This is a genomic window from Antarctobacter heliothermus, assembly GCF_002237555.1.
Taxonomy (GTDB): domain Bacteria; phylum Pseudomonadota; class Alphaproteobacteria; order Rhodobacterales; family Rhodobacteraceae; genus Antarctobacter; species Antarctobacter heliothermus_B.
Genome location: NZ_CP022540.1, coordinates 4,199,251 through 4,217,598, shown reverse-complemented (window position 1 = coordinate 4,217,598; position 18,348 = coordinate 4,199,251). Strand labels below are relative to the sequence as shown.

Here is an 18,348-nt window from a genome sequence, read left to right as displayed (position 1 = left end):
TTTTCGCCCGGTCTGCCAATGTCTTTTGTCCAGTTTGACGGGTGAAACCGCCCGTATCAAGCCTCAGACTATGAGGGTTGGCGAACAGGAGGCAGCAACATGGCGCTACAGCAGGCATTTCAACGCGATCCCGCGCTATGGTTGGCGCGCATGTGTCCCGATGAACCGGTCTTTTTCTACGATCCGGCACGGTTGCAGGCCACGGCAGCATTGTTCATGGACCACTTTCCCGGTGAGGTGACCTACGCGGTCAAGGCCAATCCCGATACGGTGGTTTTGGACGGGTTGGTGGCGGCGGGAATGGCGGCGTTTGACGTGGCCTCCCCCGAAGAGATGGAACAGGTGCGGCGGGCGGCACCGCAGGCCCGGTTGCATTACCACAACCCGATCCGGTCGAATGCAGAGATCGTGGCGGCGCGGAGCTATGGGATCACGTCGTGGTCGGTTGACCGGATATCGGAACTGGACAAGTTGGGACCGTTGGACGGCGCGGAAATCGCTGTTCGGCTGAAGTTGCCAGTTGCCGGGGCGGCCTATGATTTCGGGTTGAAATTCGGGGCGGGACCGGAGGAATCCGGCGCGCTGTTGCGTGCGGTGGTTGCGCGCGGTGGCGTGCCGTCGCTGACCTTTCATCCCGGAACCCAATGTCGCGAGCCGCAAGCCTGGCAGAGCTATATTCGTGCGGCAGCAGAGATTTCCGGTGCGGCGGGCGTTCGACTGCACCGTCTGAACGTCGGCGGAGGATTTCCGGCCCATCGTGAGGATCCGGCCCCGGATTTGCCAGCGCTGTTTGCCGCCATCGACGGCGCGGTGGACGGAGCCTTTGGCATGAAGCGTCCGGCACTGGTCTGTGAGCCGGGGCGCGCGATGGTGGCAGAGGCGTGTGACCTTGCGCTGCGGATCAAGGCGCGAGACGGCGACACAGTTTTTTTGAATGACGGGGTTTATGGCGCATTGGGAGAATGGCGTGACATGCGGCCATCTACCCGGGTGACGGTGCTTGAGCCCGATGGAACTATGCGCGCCGGGGCTGCCCGTCCCATGACGGTTTTTGGCCCAACCTGCGATAGCCTTGACCGGCTGGCAGACAAGGTATCCCTGCCAGAGGGGGTGCAAGAGGAAGACTATCTACTCCTCCACGGCTGTGGGGCCTATTCGACGGCGCTTGCAACGAAATTCAACGGTTATGGTGTTCGGCGGATTGTGACCTTGGTCCGATCGGGTCCGATTGCCTGAAAGTCGACCTACGGAGACGATTGCGGGCGGATCAGAAGGCCGCGCCTCTGGACACCCGCGTCATGACGACTAATGTCCCGCGAAACACCATTCAGCGCGAGGGAGAGTCCCATGGACAAGTTCGGCAAGAGCCAGCCGGTGACGCGGGTCGAAGACGTCCGGTTTTTGACCGGACATGGCCGCTATGTTGATGATATTGCACCAGACGGATCGTTGCGCGCTTATGTGTTCCGCTCGCCGGTGGCCCATGCCCGGATCACCACGCTGGACGTGAGCGATGCGCGTACCGCAGAGGGGGTGCATCTGGTCGTGACAGCGGCGGATATGGTGGCCACCGGGATCGACATCAGTATGGCGTCTACATTGGCCGGCAACCGTGACGGCACGAAAGGGGCCAACCCCAAACGCCCGGTGCTGGCCGAGGACCGTGTGCGCTATGTTGGCGAACCCGTGGCCGTGGTCATCGCAGAGACGTTGGAGCAGGCGCGCGACGCGGCAGAGATGATTGAGTTCGACTATGACGAATTGCCGGTGGCCATGGCCATTGCCGCAGGAGAAAACACGATCCATGCCGAGGCGCCCGACAACCGCGCCTTTGATTTCGGGATCGGCGATGAGGAGGCCACCAACGCGGCCTTTGCGGCGGCGGCGAAGACCGTCAGCCTTGAGGTTGGCGACAACCGGATCATCGTGAACTCGATGGAGCCGCGCGGCGCCTATGCCGAATGGCAAGACGGGCGCGTGCATCTGGCCTTTGGCGGGCAGGGCGTCTGGGGCATGAAGGGTGAGCTGGCGCGCACCTATCATATGGAGCCGGAGCAGATCCGCATCACCAACCCCGACGTCGGCGGCGGCTTTGGGATGAAAGGTTTTCCCTATCCCGAGTATTTTGTACTGCCCTATGCCGCGAAGGAAACCGGCCGCCCCGTGCGCTGGATGTCGGACCGGACAGAGGCAATGCTGTCGGACAATGGCGGGCGCGATCTGGTGACGCTGGCCGAACTGGCCTTTGACGAAAACAACCGGATCACTGGCTACCGTTTGCACACACGGTCCAATCTGGGGGCCTATAACGGACATTTCGGGCAGATGATCCAGTCGAACCTGTTTGCCCGGGTACTGACCGGTACCTATGACATCCAGACGGCGTACTATCGTTGCGAAGGGTTCTACACCAATACGGTGCAGGTCGACGCCTATCGCGGTGCTGGTCGCCCAGAGGCGATCTATGTGCTGGAACGGGTCATGGACCGTGCCGCCCGCGAATTGGGTCTGGACCCTCTGGAATTGCGTCGGATCAACTTCATCAAACCGGACCAGTTTCCCTACAAGACCGTCACTGGCGAAAACTATGACGTGGGCGATTTTGTCCGGGTCATGGGACATGCCGAACGCTCTGCAGATTTTGCCGGGTTTGCGGCGCGCAAGGCCGCGTCCGAGGCGGCGGGAAAGTTGCGCGGCTTGGGGACTTGTTATTACATCGAATCTATCCTTGGCGCTCCGAATGAGGACGTGAAGGTGGAATTCACCGAGGACGGCGGCGCAAAGATCTATGTCGGCACCCAGTCGAATGGGCAGGGGCATGAAACCGTGTTCCGGCAATTCCTGTCCGACCAGTCCGGCATTCCGGCGGATCGGATCGAGGTGGTGCAGGGCGACAGTGACCTGATCGCCAGCGGTGGCGGCACTGGCGGGTCACGCTCTGTCACCGTTCAGACCAACGCGACCTTGGCGGCGGTTGCCTCCATCGTCGAAGGGTTCTCTGAATTTCTCGCGGGTGAGTTGGGCGTGGATGCCTCTGACGTGCGATTTGACGATGAAACCTTCCGCGCCGATGGGTCGAACGTGACGCCGACCATGCTGGAGGTGGCGCAGATGGCGCGTGAGGCGGGGCGTGACGACCTGCTGAGCTGGCAGCAAACTGCGACCCTGCCGGGGCGATCCTATCCCAATGGCTGCCATGTGGCCGAGGTCGAAATTGACCCGGAGACGGGTGAGGTGATCTGCGATCGTTTCAACGTGGTTGATGATTTCGGCAACCTGATCAACCCGATGCTGGCAGAGGGTCAGGTGCATGGCGGTGTGGTTCAAGGCATCGGTCAGGCGCTGACGGAACGGGTGGTGTATGACGAGGATGGCCAACTGCTCACCGCCTCGTTCATGGATTACGCGATGCCCCGCGCCGACAGTGTACCGATGATCGGGTTCGACTTTGAGCCGGTGCCATCCACCGCCAACCCCATGGGGATGAAGGGCTGTGGCGAAGCCGGGACAGTGGGTGCGCTGGCGGCGGTGTCGAATGCGGTGCAGGACGCGGTATGGGATCGCGGAATCCGACAAGTGGACATGCCCTTCACGCCGCAGCGCGTCTGGGCCATGCTGGAAGGCGATGCAATCGCGGCTGAGTGACACTCTGTTCGGCTGGTTCCGTCGCCGACCGGCGGCGGACCATTCGGCTTATGCGCTGCGGCGCGGGCCGGTCGATCATGTCATTATCCTTGACGGCACCATGTCCTCGCTCACGCCCGGGTTGGAAACCAACGCCGGGCTGACCTATCAATTGCTGCGTGAGGCGGGTCACGCCTCTTTGTTTTACGAGGCAGGGGTGCAGTGGACCGATTGGGGCACCACCCCGGATGTCGCGCTGGGCCGGGGCATCAACCGGCAGATCCGGCGCGCCTATGGCTATCTGGCCTCGCGCTATCGTGTGGGTGACCGTATCTTTTTGATGGGCTACTCGCGCGGGGCCTATGCGGCCCGGTCTCTGGCCGGGGTGATCGACATGGTCGGTCTGTTGCGGGCTGAAAATGCGACAGAGCGCAATATTCGCCAGATTTACCGGCTGTACCAATACGCGCCCAAGGGCGAGGCGGCCCGCGCCTTTGCCGCACGCACCTGCCATGACAGTGCCCCGATCGAGATGGTCGGCGTGTGGGACACCGTCAAGGCGCTGGGCCTGCGGTTGCCGCTGCTCTGGCGGTTGACTGAACCCGAGCATGATTTTCATTCGCACGCATTGGGGTCGTCGATCCGACATGGCTATCACGCGCTCGCGCATGATGAGACCCGCGCCGCCTTTGCGCCGGTGATGTGGGTGTCCCCGCCCGGTTGGGCGGGGAGGGTTGAACAGGTCTGGTTTCGCGGCACCCACGGCGACATCGGCGGGCAACTGGGCCATTTCGAGGCGGCGCGGCCCCTGTCCAATATCCCGTTGGTCTGGATGCTGGAAAAGCTGGAGGGCTGCGGCGTCGATCTGCCAGCCGGTTGGCGTGCCCGGTTTCCGTGTGATGCAACGGCCCCCTCGGTCGGCACATGGATGGGATTGGGAAAGATTTTTGTCCTGCGTGGCGGGCGCACAATCGGGCTGGACCCCTCCGAGAGCCTGCACCCCAGTCTTGTCCGCGTTCTGGCCGCTGCCGCGCCGCAAGTGGCCGAATAGTCTCGTCAAGAAAATAGTTCACAGTTTCTTTACAGGGCTTGGAACTGTGGCATTATCGCCTATCTCTTGTTCAGGACCACGGGATCGGAACCCCCGTGAGACCTTCACTGTCCCTCGTTCCGTGACTTGCGCCCGGGCTTCGTCCCGGGCGCTTTTTCTTTAGAGCGCGGCAGGCTAAGGCTGAGAGATGCAGTACGCAGACGATAAACTGAAAGCGATTCTCACCCGCACCAAAACGATAGCGGTCGTGGGCGTGTCGATGAATACGGTCCGGCCCAGCTATTATGTGGCGCGCTATCTGTCGCTGAAGGGGTACAGGGTCATTCCGGTAAACCCGGGCCACGCGGGCAAGGTTCTGTTTGGACAAGAGGTGCGGGCCACGCTGGCGGATTGCCCAAAAGAGGTCGACATGGTCGATATCTTTCGCCGCCCCGAACATGTGTTGCCGATTGTCGAAGAGGCGTTGGCAGTGTTCCCGTCGCTGGCGACCATCTGGATGCAGATCGGCGTAATCAACGACGCGGCCGCCGCGCTGGCAGAGGCGCGCGGCGTGGATGTGGTGATGGACCGTTGCCCCAAGATTGAATACCAGCGCCTGTTCGGTGAGTTGCGCATGGGTGGGTTCAACACCGGGATCATTTCGTCAAAACTGTAGGGACGCCGGACGGACGCTGTTTCGCGCGTACCGCGCGAAAGACGCCCCGCCCGCCGTCCCTTGGCATCAGCTATTCTGCGGCGGCGACGCGCAGGTGGCGATGGGTAAAGCTCATTTTCTTGCGCACGGGCGGCGTCAGGACAAAGGGGTAGAGGTCCGGCAGTTCCAGCGCCCGGTTCACATGGGTCACAGCCATCGACAACTGGATGGCGTGGTTGAGCACGGCATTGGTATCGGGGTCCGCATACGCATCATATCCGGGCACCGGGCCACCGGGCAGGGCCAGCCCGACCGCAGCGGCGCTGTCGGCCAGATCGACCAGGTGCAGCAGGTGCGCAACTGTTTCGGCCCAGTCCTCGTGCGGGTGGGCGGTGGCGTAGGGCGTGACATGGGTCTCGCCCGGATCGCGCGGCGCGGAATAGTGTCGTTCCAGTGCCTTGGCATAATCGGCGCGTTCGTCCCCGATCAATTGCCGGAAGGCGTGTAGAAAACCCTTGTCCTTTGACAGGCGCTCAAACAGGAAATGCGCGCACTCGTGGCGCATGTGGCCCAGCATGGTGCGATACAGCTCTCCCAACTGGTCCTGCCGTTCGGCGCGCAAAGCCTCGTTGGCCTCTGTCACGTTGATGGTGATGACGCCAAAGGCATGGCCCATGGTCACCTCGGCGTCGCCATGGGCGGTTTCCTCTGACAGCATGCGGAACACCGGGCGGTCGCCGGGGTCAGCGTCGGTGAACCAGCCCCAGCGCGCCAGATTGGCCAGCATCCAGCGCTTTGCCTCTTCGGTACGCGCCCAGAGCGGCTGGTTGTCGGTCTCTCGCAGGTCTGGAACGACCTCTGTCATGACACAGGATCGGCAAAGCCCCTCGGCCTCGGGGTCGGTTTCGGGCAGCCAGTTACAACCGATGGCCGCATGGTTGGCGCATCTGTCCGACGTGACGACCATGACCTGCGCCTCTGGGTCGAAACTGACCTGCTGCCCGCAGGCGCACCGGTCATTGTCAAAGTACAGCGGCGTTTGGCAGGTCGGACATTTGAAGATTTGCATCGGGGACCTTTCAAGGCGGTTTGACGGGCAACGCGCGACGATACGCTGTGGTTGCGTTGTGTCGTAGGCTTTTTTGATCAAATGGGCGCGCGGGTCGCTTTGATCCAGTCCTCACAGGCGGCTTTTGCAGCGCGCAGCGCGTCCGGGTCCGCGAAGGCGGGTGTTGGAATGACGATGTATTCCATCTGCCCGGTCAACAGCAAAAGTCCCTCGGGGTCTTCGATCACATCCAGAACCGCAGGCCAGCGGATCAGGCTTTCGATCAGGTCGCCGCGAATATGCAGGCCCTCGGGGGTCAGGTCGAACTGTTGCGGAGCGCTGCGGATAGGTGCATCGCGGATCGAGTCCCAGACATGGCGGCGACGCCAGCGGACGAGGCCGATCAGTACAGCGAAGAGGCCCGCCAGCGGTAAATACGACGACCAGCTTGGCAGGCGCATACCGGTCAGATTGGCGATGAGGACCAGCAGGATGAGCAGGACGATGTAGACGCCTACGCACACCAAAACGCCCCACCGCATCAACCACGGTTGATGCCGCTTGCGCAGACGTCCGCAAATGCGCGCGTGGTTCAACCCGGAAACCGTTCCGGTGAAACTGAGGTCGGCCATGGACGTCTCCGTTAGCGGGATGCTTTTTCGGCGATGCCCGATGTGCCTTGGCGGCGGGCCAGTTCGGCCATGACATCGGCCAGTGCCACATCGCGGGATTTCAGCATGACCAGCAGGTGAAACAACACATCCGCCGCCTCGGATGTCAGTTTCTCACGGTCGTTCTTCACCGCCTCGATGATCGCCTCAACCGCCTCTTCTCCGAACTTCTCAGCGCATTTTTCCGGCCCTTTGGCCAGGAGTTTCGCGGTCCAGCTGTCGTCAGGTGAGGCGGCGGCACGGGCGGCGATGGTCTGTTCCAGATCGTCTAGGGTCATGGTGCGGTCCTTCGATAGCGGCGGTCGCCGGTCAGGATGGTGTGTCAAGCCGGGGTCGATGCGGTTCCTTGGTCCACTCCTGCGTGACCGGGAAGTTGGTGATCACGCGGCGCTGTCAGATCCGCACCGGGATACCGGCGGCTGCCATGTGCGCCTTGGCCTGTCCCACAGTGAATGTGCCAAAGTGAAAGATCGACGCGGCGAGCACGGCGCTGGCATGGCCTTCGGTCACGCCTTCGACAAGGTGATCCAGCGTGCCGACCCCGCCACTTGCGATGACGGGAATATCCACCGCGTCGGCAATTGCGCGGGTCAGCGGCAGGTTGAAGCCGGCCTTGGTGCCGTCACGGTCCATGGAGGTCAGCAGGATTTCCCCCGCGCCCTTGGCGGCGATCATCTTGGCGAACTCTACCGCGTCAATGCCAGTGGACTTGCGCCCGCCGTGGGTAAAGATCTCCCACCGGCCCGGCTCTACAGTTTTGGCGTCAATGGCGCAGACAATGCACTGGCTGCCAAACTGGTCGGCGGCCTCTGCCACCACATCCGGGTTGGCGACGGCGGCAGAGTTGAACGACACCTTGTCCGCACCTGCGAGCAGCAAGGCGCGGACATCGGCCACCGTGCGCACGCCGCCACCGACGGTCAGCGGGATAAAGCACTGCTCGGCGGTGCGGGTGACCACGTCGAACATGGTGCCCCGGTTTTCATGGGTGGCGTGGATGTCGAGAAAACAGATCTCATCCGCGCCGGCGGCGTCATAGGCGCGGGCGGCGTCGACCGGGTCACCGGCATCGCGCAGATCGACAAAGTTGACGCCTTTGACCACACGGCCGTCAGCGACATCGAGGCAGGGGATGATACGGGTTTTCAGCATGAAGATCGCGTAGCGCGAATTGGCCGGGTTGGGAAGGGGCCGATTGGAATGGAACTCACGCGCGGATCACCGGGTTGTTCATGGGCAAAGGTGCACCAATGCCTCAGGCTGACGCCAAGAATCAATTCAAAGGAGTGACAGAATGCGCAAGATGATGACAGCAGCGGCGGTCGTACTGGCCGGACTTCCGGCCATGGTCATGGGCGAGACCCTGAAGGTAAAGGCCGATGCGCCAGTGCCAGAGGTCATGGACGCGCTGCAGGCCGCCGTTGAAGGGGCAGGGGCCACGGTCTTTGCCCGGGTCGATCACACGGGCGGCGCGATGAGCGTCGATATGGAACTGGCCCCGGCGCAGTTGCTGATCTTTGGCAATCCCAAGCTGGGCACACCTGCCATGCAGGATGACATTGAGGCCGGTCTGTTGCTGCCGCTGCGTGTGCTGGTCTACAGCGATGCGGACGGCCAGACGTGGCTGGCCTATGCCGATCCGGCAGAGCTGACCGCGCTGGAGGGGATTGCAGAGGACGCGCCCTATATCGCGATGATGCAGGGCGCGCTGAAAAAGCTGACAGGGGCGGCGGCGGGCATGTAGCCGCTCAGCCCTTGAGGGTATCCAGCGCCTCTTTGAGGTCAATCGCGCCGTCGTATAGAGCGCGGCCGGAAATGGCCCCGTTCAGCGGCGCGCCGCAATCGCGCAACGCCTTGAGGTCGGCGATGGAGGACACGCCGCCCGAGGCGATGACCGGGATGGTCACGGCATTGGCCAGCGCGGCTGTCGCCTCGACATTGGGGCCTTGCATCGCGCCATCGCGGTTGATGTCGGTATAGATGATCGCGGCTACGCCTGCGTCCTCATAGCTGCGCGCCAGATCGACGGCATCAACCTGCGTCACCTCGGCCCAGCCCTTGGTGGCGACGCGGCCATCCTTGGCGTCGATGCCCACGGCGACCTGACCGGGAAAGGCGCGGGCCGCCTCGCGTACCAGTTCGGGGCGTTCGACCGCCACGGTGCCAAGGATCACCCGTGCCAGCCCCTTGGACAGCCACATCTCGATGGTGGCCATGTCACGGATGCCGCCGCCCAGCTGGGTGGGTGTCTTGCACTGTTCCAAAATCGCCTCGACGGCGGCGGCATTCACCGGTGCGCCAGCGAAAGCACCGTTCAGGTCGACAAGGTGCAGCCACTCACAGCCCTTGGCGACAAATTCCAGCGCCTGTGCAGCGGGGTCTTCGTTAAAGACGGTCGCCTTGTCCATGTCGCCGCGCAACAGGCGTACGGCATTGCCGTCCTTCAGGTCGATCGCAGGGTAGAGGATCATGTAAGCTGCCCTTCCAGAGATTTCCCGCGCCTTATTATGACGCCACGACAGACGCAAGCCGACCCTGCGTCACGCTTGATCGGTGCGTCGCAGAGCCGTCACAGTCCAAACTGTCAAAACGGGAGGAGACCGGGATGAAGATTGTAAAGGTTGCAGCGGTACTGAGCGTGATCGCAGGGGTGGCCGCCGCCGACCCGATCGAGGGTGTGTGGAAAACCGAAACCGATGACGGCAGCTATGCCCACGTCACCATGGCTCCTTGCGGTGCCAAGCTGTGCGGCGTGATCTCGCGCACGTTCAACGCGCAGGGGGAGTACAATTCGTCGAACAAGGGCAAGAAGCTGGTCATCGACATGGCGCCCAGTGGCGGTGGCAAATACGCGGGCAATGTCTGGCGTCCGTCCAATAACAAGATCTACATCGGAAAAATGACCCTGAACGGCAACAGTCTGAAGCTGCGCGGCTGCGTGGCGGGCGGGCTGATCTGTTCGGCCCAGACATGGAGCCGGGTGCAGTAAGCGCCTCTGACAGGCCCGCCCCGAATTATTTTCATGGGCGGGTTTGAAGCCACTGGATTTTGCACTTTGCGGGGCCATATGCCAGCGAGTTGGTACTCTAGTGCAAAGGAATGTTTGCCCATGACCCGTTTTCGCCTGCTCGCCCCCCTGGTGTTCGTCAGCTTGGCGGCTCCAGCCTTCGCAGATCCGGCTGTTGGCCTTTGGAAGACTGAACCGGATCGTAAGAACCTGACAAGTCATATTCAGATTGCCACCTGCGGCGCGGCGCTATGCGGAACCGTGGTCAAGGCCTTTGACGCCCAAGGCAACGCGGTGAAAACCGCCAACGTCGGCAAGCGCCTGTTCTGGGATCTCAAACCCGGCAGCAGCGGGAATTATGACGGCGGAACCGTCTTTGTTCCGCTGCTGAACGTCACCGCGAACGCCAAGGCCAAACTGTCGGGCAACACGCTGCGCGTGACCGGCTGCAAGGCACTGGTGTGCGACGGACAGACCTGGACGCGCGTGAACTGATACCAAGGTGAAAGGGGATCATGCCAAAGGTGTTTGGCATGATCCGCCCCGCCTGCGGCCTAATTTTTTTTGTATTCCGACAGAGAAAAAACCGAATTCCGGCTCTGGTCCTCAGGGGCGCCACGTCAGGAAATTGGCGATCATGCGCAGCCCCGCTGCGGCGCTTTTTTCCGGATGGAACTGAAACCCGATCATTGTGTCATGCGCGACGATGGCGGTGACATCGCCCCCATAGTCGACATGCGCGACGCGCTGGGCGGCATCCTGAACACGCATCTGGTAGGAATGCACGAAGTAGGCGTGTTCGCCGGTGGCGATGCCGTCCAACACCGGATGCGGGCGGTCGATGACCAGATCGTTCCAGCCCATGTGGGGCACTTTCAGCGCCGCGCTATCGGGAGTGATCCGTTCAACCTCACCGTCGATCCAGCCAAGGCCGGGCGTTTCGGTGTACTCATGCCCCTTGCGGGCCATGAGTTGCATTCCGACGCAGATACCTAGGAACGGCCGACCCCGGGTTTCCACCGCCTCGACCATGGCCTGAAAACAGCCCGAGGCGCGCAAGGCGCTGGCGCAGGCGGGAAACGCCCCGTCGCCGGGTAGCACGATGCGGTCGGCAGCGGCGACAACGTCAGGGTCGTCAGTGACGCGCACCTCACCTGCACCGGTCTCAACCGCCATCTTTTGAAACGCCTTTTCGGCGGAATGCAGATTGCCGCTTTCGTAGTCGATGATTGCCGTCAGCATCGCGGGCTCCCGTGGAATGGTGCGCGTCTGGTTGCGCAAAGGGCAGGGCGGATCAAGCGGCCTATAGCGCGCCCTTGGTCGAAGGCACCGCATCCGCCTTGCGCGGGTCGGTTTCCAGCGCATCCCGCAGGGCGCGCGCAACGGCCTTGAACGCCGCCTCTGCGATGTGGTGGCTGTTTACCCCGTGCAACATGTCGATGTGTAGGGTGATGCCGCCGTGGGTGCTGAGCGCCTGAAAGAACTCGCGCACCAGTTCGGTGTCGAAGGTGCCGATCTTTTGCGTCGGCAGGTCCACGTTCCAGATCAGGAAAGGGCGCGCCGACAGATCCAGCGCCGCGCGCACCAGGGCGTCATCCATCGGCAACAGGCACGAACCGTAGCGCACGATACCCGTCTTGTCGCCCATCGCCTGCGTCAATGCCTGACCGATGGCAATACCGACATCCTCAACCGTGTGGTGATCGTCGATGTGCAGATCGCCTGTCGCGCGCACCGTCATGTCGATCAGCGCATGGCGTGACAGTTGATCCAGCATGTGATCGAAAAAACCGACGCCGGTCTGGTTGTCGTAGACGCCGGTGCCATCGAGGTTCAATTCAACATTGATGTCGGTCTCGGCGGTTGTGCGGGTGATCTTGGCGATGCGCATGGTGTGTTCCCCTGTGGTCCGCGCCTTATAGGGGCGGGCGCAGGGTAGGCAAAGGGGCGGCGGCGCGAATTGCGGATGCCGTGGCGCTTAGTCCCCGCAGGCGCGGGTCAGGACGTCGAGGGTGGCGGCGTCGGGCACCGTGCCGGTGGCGGACAGAACCATGAAGAAGTTTCGCATCTCGTTGGTGACAAAGCGCAGATTCTGGCCGGCGTGCCGGTATAGATCAACCGGCAGGTGCACCGAAATTGTATAGTCCGTCCCTGTCGGTCCAAGCACGGCAACATTGTCGAACGAGAGGGGAACAACGCGGTCGCCCAAAGCGATATGCATATCCGGCGCGCCTATTGTGCGGTCAGGGACGCCATTGCTCGCACCAACCCCGGTGTGCAGAACCGAGAGCAGCCAGCCGCCCTGCGCGCGTGAACAGCGCAGGCTCTGCGCGCGGGACAGGCTGCCGTCATCGTCCAACGCGTCCCAGCGGGCCACAAGCCCGCCATCGCCAACTTCCAGTCGCAGGGGGGACAGGCTGCTGGACGTGGCGATGCCCAGCCGGTCCAATTCCGCTTCGGTCAGGTAGTGCATCCGGTCGCCGGGGATCTTGCTGGCGAGGGTCAGAAATTCGGGGCTAATGCCCATTTCGATCAGGTAAAGGACGATCTGCCCCATGATCTGCTGCGTGGCCGCCGTGGGGATATTCGAGCCGGTGGGGGTATAGAACTGGTGGACGCCCAGTTCGCCGCCTTCGGCCCAACGGGTGCTACCGCCGAGCAGCGCGAAAACGCATGCGGAGGCGCAGCGGCCACCGTCACGCCGTTCGTGCCACTGCGGCAGACCTTCCATCGGAGCACTACGACCGACGGATGTGCGGGCTTGGGCTGCGCGCAGGATGCGCCCGACCTCAATCGCGGCCCCAAGGTTTCCACCGGGTGAGTCGAACATCACTTCGGCAAAAAGCCGATCCCTGTCGCCGATGTACTCTCTGAGCGCTTGAGGTGTGTCCGCCGTGATTTCACCTGTGGCGGCGATCCATTCGCAGCCGTTGCAATTGCCGCCATTGCCACGCAAGGCAAAGCTCATGGGCTCGGCATGCGCGGTTGCGGCAACCAGCGTGAGAAAGATGGCGCGGACAAGGGTTTTCATAAGGTGACTCCGGAGAAAAGCGCCCTGACGCTAACCAGCGACATGCGACTTGTAAACCGGACATCCTGTAAACCAGAGAGAGGTGGATGGAGCGGGCGAGGCGATTCGAACGCCCGACCCTAACCTTGGCAAGGTTATGCTCTACCCCTGAGCTACGCCCGCATATCCATCCTGTCGTCCCGGTCCCTTGGGTAAAGACGGTGGGTAACCGTCCGGAAAGACCGGCCATTTGGAGCGGGCGAGGCGATTCGAACGCCCGACCCTAACCTTGGCAAGGTTATGCTCTACCCCTGAGCTACGCCCGCGTGCCAAATGGTGAGCGGGGATTTAGCGTTTGTCGTCCGGGGGGGCAAGCGGAAAATGCGCCGTGTGGACGGAATAGATGCAAAGAGCCAGGACGCGTGCGTTAGTCTGCCGCCGCAGGTTCGATCAGGTCCCAGCGGTTGCCGAACGGATCGGTAAAAACGGCGACGGTGCCATAGGGTTCATGGCGCGGGGCCTCGGCAAAGGCCACACCTGCGGCGCTCATCGCGGCGTGGTCGCGGTCGAAATCGTCGGTATGCAGAAACAGCCAGACACGCCCACCGCCCTGCTGTCCGATATACGCGCGCTGGTCGTCCACGGCGCGCGCCAACAGGAACTGGGTCTGTGCTCCGGGCGGGGCGACCCGGACCCAGCGTTTGCCGCCGCCCATGTCGGTGTCCTCGATCACCTCGAATCCCAGTTGATCGACAAAAAACGCCAACCCGTCCTCATAAGTCGGCACAAGGATCGCAATCAGGGCAAGGTGCATCGTGTCATTTCCAAAGGGCGGGGACGGGATTGCCCACCAGCAGGGCGCGCAACTTCGCCGCCAGCGGCTCGTCCAGAGAGGGCAGACGCGCGCGGGTGGTGAAGTACCCGTAGTAGCGGCCGTCTTCGGCCTGTACCGCCCAATCGGCGATCTGTGGGTTGAGAAAGCTGATCGGCGCGCGCAGGCGATTGTCCTGCAGAAACCGCGCAGACCCGGCCAGTTTGCCGCGATAGCCCTTGCCATCGCGCTGGATGCTGTCGACCCAGACAAATTCGATCGGGGTGCCGGGCGCGTTCACGAAGACCGCGATATACAGCGCCAGCGAGGGCGAGAACCAGCCATTACTCTTTTCCGTGGCGGCCAGAGCAGCAGGCAGGGACGCGCGCGCCTGTGCAAAGGCGCGGTTCATCGCCGGATCGGAACTGCGCACATGCAACGTGGGCAACAGGCCCGGCGGCAGTGCGTCGTTCGGGATGATATGGACCGGGCCGGGATGGTCGTAGATGCGCGCCAGCGCCTCTTCTTCGGCCTCGGTGCGCGTTTCGCCAACGGCCAGTGTGGCCACTGAGCCAAGGGCGCAGAGAACAGCAATGACACGTCGAACAAGCATCCGGGAATCCTTCCCGATTCTGGAATAGCGGCGAGGCGTAGCATAGCCACCCGAACGGCAGCCCGCAACGTCATGTCATAACTGGAGAATTTGAGGGTTCTTCACAGGGCGACGGATCACTCTCTCGCTGTCCATCGTGCCGGTGCGCGGGGAATGTGGCAGTGCCCGTTTTTCGCGTAGTATCAAAAGGTTTTCGGTAAATTCTCGTGGAAAGGATCAGGCGTGGTCGGCCCCGGAGAATCCGGGGCCGACTGTCGGTGTCATTCCAACTCGATCAGCAGATCCTTGGCGTCGATCTGTCCGCCGGGCGCCACATGCACGGCTTTGACGGTGCCATCCCGCTCGGCGTGCAGGCCGGTTTCCATTTTCATCGCCTCGATGGTCAGCAGCAGATCGCCGTCCTTGACCGTCTGTCCGACCGTAACCGCGACGGTGGCCACAACACCCGGCATCGGGGCACCAATCTGGTTGGGGTTGCCCAGCTCTGCCTTGGGGCGAGCAACAGTCTTGGCCTTGGCATCGCGGTTGGGCACGCGGATGGTTCGCGGCTGGCCGTTCAGCTCAAAGAAGACCTTTACGTCGCCGTCTTCCTGCGTCTCGCCCACTGCCTGTAGGCGGATCTCCAGCGTCTTTCCGGGATCGATTTCTGCGGTGATCTCCTCTCCCGGCTCCATGCCGTAAAAGAAGGTCCGCGTGGGCAGGGTGCGCACCGGGCCATAGGTCTCGTGCCGCGTGGCGTAGTCGGTAAAGACCTTGGGGTACATCAGGTAGCCGTTCAGATCCTCGTCATCAAAAACCGTATCCTCGAACTTGGCAGCCAAATCCTTGCGCGCCTGGTCGATGTCAATGGGAGCGGCCTTCAGCCCCGGACGATCGGTAAAGGCCCTTTCGTCCTTGAGGATCTTTTTCTGGATCTTCTTAGGCCATCCGCCAGGAGGCTGACCAAGGTTGCCCTTCATCATGTCGATGACGGATTCGGGGAACGACAGGTCCTTTGACGGGTCTTCGACATCGGCGCGAGTCAGACCTTGACTGACCATCATCAGCGCCATGTCCCCCACCACCTTGGACGAGGGCGTGACCTTGACGATATCGCCGAACATCTGGTTCACGTCGGCATAGGTCTGTGCCACCTCGTGCCAGCGTTCCTCCAGCCCCAGAGAGCGCGCCTGCGCCTTGAGGTTGGTGAACTGGCCGCCTGGCATCTCATGCAAATAGACCTCGGACGCGGGCGCCTGCATGCCGGATTCGAATGCCGCGTACTGGCCGCGCACCGCTTCCCAGTAGTTTGAGATTTCGCGGATGGCGGCCATGTCCAGCCCGGTGTCGCGCTCAGTGAACCGCAGGCCTTCGACAACCGATCCCAGCGTCGGCTGCGAGGTGTTGCCCGACAGTGCGTCCATTGCTGCATCGACCGCATCCACGCCTGCGCGCACCGCTTCCATGATGGTGGCAATCGCCGCGCCGGACGTGTCATGCGTGTGGAAGTGGATCGGCAGGCCGACCTCTTCTTTCAGTGTCTTGACCAGCATCGCCGCCGCGTTGGGCTTGAGCAGGCCGGCCATGTCCTTGAGACCCAGAAGATGCGCACCCGCATCGCGCAGATCCTTGCCCATGGCGACATAGTATTTCAGGTCATACTTGGCGCGGTCGGGGTCGAGGATGTCGCCGGTGTAGCAAACCGTGCCCTCGAGCACCTTGTTGTTCTCCAGCACCGCATCCATCGCGACACGCATGTTTTCGACCCAGTTAAGGCTGTCAAACACACGGAACACGTCAACACCGGTCTCTGCCGCCTGTTTGACAAAGAACTGCACCACGTTGTCGGGGTAGTTGGTATAGCCAACCCCGTTGGCCCCGCGTAGCAGCATCTGGGTCATGACATTGGGCATGGCCGCGCGCAGGTCGCGCAGGCGCTGCCACGGGCATTCCTGCAAGAACCGGTACGCCACGTCGAATGTCGCGCCGCCCCAGCATTCCACGCTGAACAGTTTGGGCAGCATATGGGCGTAGGCGGGGGCGACCTTGATCATGTCATGGCTGCGCATCCGCGTCGCCAGCAGCGACTGGTGGCCGTCACGCATGGTGGTGTCGGTGATCAGCACCTGCTTTTGCGCCGCCAGCCAGTCTGCAACGGCCTGCGGCCCTTTTTCGTCCAGCAGGGTCTTGGTGCCTGCGGGCGGCGTCTCCAATGGCACCTTGGGTGCGCGCGCCGGTTTCAGGTCCGGATGGGGCAGGGCGCGGCCCTGCACCTCGGGGTGACCGTTCACCGTGATGTCGGCGATATAGGTCAGCACCTTGGTGCCCCGGTCCCGGCGTTTTTTGAAATCGAACAGCTCAGGCGTCGTGTCGATGAACTTGGTGGTGTACTGGTTGTTCAGAAAGACCGGGTGTTTCAGCAGGTTGATCACGAATTCGATGTTCGTGGTCACACCCCGGATGCGGAATTCGCGCAACGCGCGGTCCATCCGGCTGATCGCCTTTTCCGGGGTCTGTGCCTTGGCCGTCACCTTGACCAAAAGCGAGTCGTAATAGCGCGTGATGACGCCGCCGGCATAGGCGGTGCCGCCGTCCAGACGGATGCCCATGCCCGTGGCCGAGCGGAACGCCGTGATGCGCCCGTAGTCGGGGATAAAGTTGTTGGACGGATCTTCTGTCGTGATCCGGGTCTGCAGCGCATGGCCCGTCAAGCGCACATCGTATTGCGACGCCTTGCCGGTGGCCTCGGCCAGCGATTTGCCCTCTGCGATCAGGATTTGCGCCTGCACGATGTCGATGCCGGTCACCTCTTCGGTGACGGTGTGTTCCACCTGCACACGCGGGTTGACCTCGATAAAGTAGAACTTGCCGGTGTCCATATCCATCAGGAACTCGACAGTTCCCGCGCATTCGTAGTTCACATGGGCGCAGATCTTGCGGCCAAGTTCGCAGATCTCTTCGCGCTGGGCTTCGGACAGATAGGGCGCGGGGGCGCGTTCCACGACTTTCTGGTTGCGGCGCTGCACCGAACAGTCGCGTTCGTACAGGTGATAGATATTGCCCTGCTTGTCGCCAAGGATCTGCACCTCGACGTGGCGGGCGCGGATGATCATCTTTTCCAGATAACCCTCGCCGTTGCCAAAGGCAGCTTCGGCCTCACGCCGACCCTCCAGCACCTTGTCTTTCAGCTCTTTGGCGCTTTCGATCGGGCGCATGCCCCGGCCACCGCCACCCCAGCTGGCCTTCAGCATCAGCGGATAGCCGACCTCATCGGCCTCTTTGGCGATGGCGTCGAAATCGTCGCCCAACACCTCGGTGGCGGGAATCACCGGCACACCCGCCTCAATGGCAACCCGGCGGGCGCTGGCCTTGTCGCCAAGGGCGCGCATGGTTTCGGCCTTGGGACCGATGAATGTGATGCCAGCCTCGGAGCAGGCGTCAACGAAATCGGGATTTTCCGACAGCAGGCCATAACCCGGATGGATCGCGTCCGCGCCACAGGCTTTGGCCACGCGGATGATCTCGGGAATCGACAGATAGGCTTGGACTGGGCCCAGCCCCTCGCCGATGCGATACGCCTCATCCGCCTTGAAGCGGTGCAAGCCCAGCTTGTCTTCTTCGGCGTAGACGGCGACCGTCTTTTTTCCCATTTCGTTCGCAGCCCGCATGATACGGATCGCGATCTCGCCCCGGTTGGCAATCAGGATCTTTTCGAAATCAGCCATAAGTCAGGGGTCCCTTTTCGGCACAGAGGCGCGTTTGCGCAATTTTGTTACTTTGAGGCTGTGCCGCGCCGCAGCGCAAGGGGGTTTTGCAAATTATTCGGTCATGGCGGTCGCATTTGCAAATTTTGCGAAGGGCGGGGGTCGGGGCCCCTTGGAAAGGGGGGAATCGCCGATT

Annotated in this window: 18 protein-coding genes and 2 tRNA genes; 7 read left to right on the top strand and 13 right to left on the bottom strand. The window is 62.3% G+C overall.

Features of this window, described 5'->3' with window-relative positions; translation table 11 throughout:
• Positions 1-99: 99 nt before the first annotated feature.
• The 4 genes from ANTHELSMS3_RS20005 to ANTHELSMS3_RS19990 all read left to right on the top strand — a co-directional run bounded on the left by ANTHELSMS3_RS20005 (position 100) and on the right by ANTHELSMS3_RS19990 (position 5,330).
• Positions 100-1,236: a type III PLP-dependent enzyme gene (locus tag ANTHELSMS3_RS20005; protein WP_094036404.1), complete on the top strand. Its 1,137-nt coding sequence runs from the start codon at positions 100-102 to the stop codon at positions 1,234-1,236.
• Positions 1,237-1,347: 111 nt separating this feature from the next.
• The gene (locus tag ANTHELSMS3_RS20000; protein WP_094036403.1) at positions 1,348-3,645 is read left to right on the top strand and encodes a xanthine dehydrogenase family protein molybdopterin-binding subunit; all 2,298 of its coding nucleotides are present in this window, start codon (positions 1,348-1,350) and stop codon (positions 3,643-3,645) included.
• Complete coding sequence (locus ANTHELSMS3_RS19995) at positions 3,626-4,675, top strand: DUF2235 domain-containing protein (RefSeq protein ID WP_094036402.1); 1,050 nt, start codon at positions 3,626-3,628, stop codon at positions 4,673-4,675. The genes ANTHELSMS3_RS20000 and ANTHELSMS3_RS19995 overlap by 20 nt, the downstream gene beginning before the upstream one ends.
• A 187-nt stretch (positions 4,676-4,862) precedes the next feature.
• A complete protein-coding gene (locus tag ANTHELSMS3_RS19990; protein ID WP_094036401.1) occupies positions 4,863-5,330 on the top strand; it encodes a CoA-binding protein in 468 nt (155 codons plus the stop codon).
• Positions 5,331-5,400: 70 nt separating this feature from the next.
• Here the strand turns inward: ANTHELSMS3_RS19990 and ANTHELSMS3_RS19985 are convergent, their stop codons facing one another.
• The 4 genes from ANTHELSMS3_RS19985 to hisF all read right to left on the bottom strand — a co-directional run bounded on the left by ANTHELSMS3_RS19985 (position 5,401) and on the right by hisF (position 8,180).
• Positions 5,401-6,378, bottom strand: a complete 978-nt coding sequence (locus tag ANTHELSMS3_RS19985; RefSeq protein ID WP_094036400.1) for a zinc-binding metallopeptidase family protein — start codon at positions 6,376-6,378, stop codon at positions 5,401-5,403.
• Between the two features lie 77 nt (positions 6,379-6,455).
• Positions 6,456-6,989: a YcxB family protein gene (locus ANTHELSMS3_RS19980; RefSeq protein WP_094036399.1), complete on the bottom strand. Its 534-nt coding sequence runs from the start codon at positions 6,987-6,989 to the stop codon at positions 6,456-6,458.
• 11 nt (positions 6,990-7,000) lie between these two features.
• A complete protein-coding gene (locus ANTHELSMS3_RS19975) occupies positions 7,001-7,306 on the bottom strand; it encodes a phosphoribosyl-ATP diphosphatase (RefSeq protein ID WP_094036398.1) in 306 nt (101 codons plus the stop codon).
• A gap of 115 nt (positions 7,307-7,421) precedes the next feature.
• Positions 7,422-8,180, bottom strand: a complete 759-nt coding sequence (hisF, locus tag ANTHELSMS3_RS19970; RefSeq protein ID WP_094036397.1) for an imidazole glycerol phosphate synthase subunit HisF — start codon at positions 8,178-8,180, stop codon at positions 7,422-7,424.
• Positions 8,181-8,322: 142 nt separating this feature from the next.
• On the opposite strand from hisF, the gene ANTHELSMS3_RS19965 reads away from it, so the two are divergent.
• Positions 8,323-8,772, top strand: coding sequence for a DUF302 domain-containing protein (locus ANTHELSMS3_RS19965; RefSeq protein WP_094036396.1), 450 nt, complete (start codon positions 8,323-8,325; stop codon positions 8,770-8,772).
• Positions 8,773-8,776: 4 nt separating this feature from the next.
• Here the strand turns inward: ANTHELSMS3_RS19965 and hisA are convergent, their stop codons facing one another.
• Entirely contained in the window at positions 8,777-9,499 is a 723-nt protein-coding gene (gene hisA / locus ANTHELSMS3_RS19960) for a 1-(5-phosphoribosyl)-5-[(5-phosphoribosylamino)methylideneamino]imidazole-4-carboxamide isomerase (RefSeq protein WP_094036395.1), read from the bottom strand.
• A 134-nt stretch (positions 9,500-9,633) separates the two neighbouring features.
• Here hisA and ANTHELSMS3_RS19955 point away from each other — a divergent pair, with 134 nt between their 5' ends.
• Positions 9,634-10,017 carry a DUF2147 domain-containing protein gene (locus tag ANTHELSMS3_RS19955; protein WP_094036394.1) on the top strand — a complete coding sequence of 128 codons (384 nt, stop codon included), beginning with the start codon at positions 9,634-9,636 and terminating at the stop codon, positions 10,015-10,017.
• A gap of 120 nt (positions 10,018-10,137) precedes the next feature.
• Positions 10,138-10,530, top strand: coding sequence for a DUF2147 domain-containing protein (locus tag ANTHELSMS3_RS19950; RefSeq protein WP_094036393.1), 393 nt, complete (start codon positions 10,138-10,140; stop codon positions 10,528-10,530).
• A 111-nt stretch (positions 10,531-10,641) separates the two neighbouring features.
• On the opposite strand, the gene hisH is transcribed toward ANTHELSMS3_RS19950, so the two are convergent.
• From hisH to pyc, 8 genes are all read right to left on the bottom strand, one after another.
• The gene (hisH, locus tag ANTHELSMS3_RS19945) at positions 10,642-11,277 is read right to left on the bottom strand and encodes an imidazole glycerol phosphate synthase subunit HisH (protein WP_094036392.1); all 636 of its coding nucleotides are present in this window, start codon (positions 11,275-11,277) and stop codon (positions 10,642-10,644) included.
• Positions 11,278-11,338: 61 nt separating this feature from the next.
• Positions 11,339-11,926 carry an imidazoleglycerol-phosphate dehydratase HisB gene (hisB, locus tag ANTHELSMS3_RS19940; protein ID WP_094036391.1) on the bottom strand — a complete coding sequence of 196 codons (588 nt, stop codon included), beginning with the start codon at positions 11,924-11,926 and terminating at the stop codon, positions 11,339-11,341.
• A gap of 87 nt (positions 11,927-12,013) precedes the next feature.
• A complete protein-coding gene (locus tag ANTHELSMS3_RS19935) occupies positions 12,014-13,066 on the bottom strand; it encodes a hypothetical protein (protein WP_094036390.1) in 1,053 nt (350 codons plus the stop codon).
• An 87-nt stretch (positions 13,067-13,153) separates the two neighbouring features.
• Positions 13,154-13,228: transfer RNA gene (locus tag ANTHELSMS3_RS19930), tRNA-Gly, on the bottom strand.
• 68 nt (positions 13,229-13,296) lie between these two features.
• A tRNA-Gly gene (locus tag ANTHELSMS3_RS19925) sits at positions 13,297-13,371 on the bottom strand.
• A gap of 101 nt (positions 13,372-13,472) precedes the next feature.
• The gene (locus ANTHELSMS3_RS19920; protein WP_094036389.1) at positions 13,473-13,859 is read right to left on the bottom strand and encodes a VOC family protein; all 387 of its coding nucleotides are present in this window, start codon (positions 13,857-13,859) and stop codon (positions 13,473-13,475) included.
• A gap of 4 nt (positions 13,860-13,863) precedes the next feature.
• Entirely contained in the window at positions 13,864-14,469 is a 606-nt protein-coding gene (locus ANTHELSMS3_RS19915; protein ID WP_094036388.1) for a YegJ family protein, read from the bottom strand.
• A 260-nt stretch (positions 14,470-14,729) separates the two neighbouring features.
• Positions 14,730-18,173, bottom strand: a complete 3,444-nt coding sequence (pyc, locus tag ANTHELSMS3_RS19910) for a pyruvate carboxylase (RefSeq protein WP_094036387.1) — start codon at positions 18,171-18,173, stop codon at positions 14,730-14,732.
• Positions 18,174-18,348 lie beyond the last annotated feature (175 nt).

Coding starts and splice junctions, on each gene's coding strand:
- hisA (WP_094036395.1), bottom strand. CDS start 9,499: ATGATCCTCTACCCTGCGATCGACCTGAAGGACGGCAATGCCGTACGC.
- hisH (WP_094036392.1), bottom strand. CDS start 11,277: ATGCTGACGGCAATCATCGACTACGAAAGCGGCAATCTGCATTCCGCC.
- ANTHELSMS3_RS19980 (WP_094036399.1), bottom strand. CDS start 6,989: ATGGCCGACCTCAGTTTCACCGGAACGGTTTCCGGGTTGAACCACGCG.
- ANTHELSMS3_RS19990 (WP_094036401.1), top strand. CDS start 4,863: ATGCAGTACGCAGACGATAAACTGAAAGCGATTCTCACCCGCACCAAA.
- ANTHELSMS3_RS19915 (WP_094036388.1), bottom strand. CDS start 14,469: ATGCTTGTTCGACGTGTCATTGCTGTTCTCTGCGCCCTTGGCTCAGTG.
- ANTHELSMS3_RS19975 (WP_094036398.1), bottom strand. CDS start 7,306: ATGACCCTAGACGATCTGGAACAGACCATCGCCGCCCGTGCCGCCGCC.
- pyc (WP_094036387.1), bottom strand. CDS start 18,173: ATGGCTGATTTCGAAAAGATCCTGATTGCCAACCGGGGCGAGATCGCG.
- ANTHELSMS3_RS19955 (WP_094036394.1), top strand. CDS start 9,634: ATGAAGATTGTAAAGGTTGCAGCGGTACTGAGCGTGATCGCAGGGGTG.
- ANTHELSMS3_RS19935 (WP_094036390.1), bottom strand. CDS start 13,066: ATGAAAACCCTTGTCCGCGCCATCTTTCTCACGCTGGTTGCCGCAACC.
- ANTHELSMS3_RS19920 (WP_094036389.1), bottom strand. CDS start 13,859: ATGCACCTTGCCCTGATTGCGATCCTTGTGCCGACTTATGAGGACGGG.
- hisF (WP_094036397.1), bottom strand. CDS start 8,180: ATGCTGAAAACCCGTATCATCCCCTGCCTCGATGTCGCTGACGGCCGT.
- hisB (WP_094036391.1), bottom strand. CDS start 11,926: ATGCGCATCGCCAAGATCACCCGCACAACCGCCGAGACCGACATCAAT.
- ANTHELSMS3_RS19965 (WP_094036396.1), top strand. CDS start 8,323: ATGCGCAAGATGATGACAGCAGCGGCGGTCGTACTGGCCGGACTTCCG.
- ANTHELSMS3_RS19995 (WP_094036402.1), top strand. CDS start 3,626: ATGCAATCGCGGCTGAGTGACACTCTGTTCGGCTGGTTCCGTCGCCGA.
- ANTHELSMS3_RS20000 (WP_094036403.1), top strand. CDS start 1,348: ATGGACAAGTTCGGCAAGAGCCAGCCGGTGACGCGGGTCGAAGACGTC.
- ANTHELSMS3_RS19950 (WP_094036393.1), top strand. CDS start 10,138: ATGACCCGTTTTCGCCTGCTCGCCCCCCTGGTGTTCGTCAGCTTGGCG.
- ANTHELSMS3_RS19985 (WP_094036400.1), bottom strand. CDS start 6,378: ATGCAAATCTTCAAATGTCCGACCTGCCAAACGCCGCTGTACTTTGAC.
- ANTHELSMS3_RS20005 (WP_094036404.1), top strand. CDS start 100: ATGGCGCTACAGCAGGCATTTCAACGCGATCCCGCGCTATGGTTGGCG.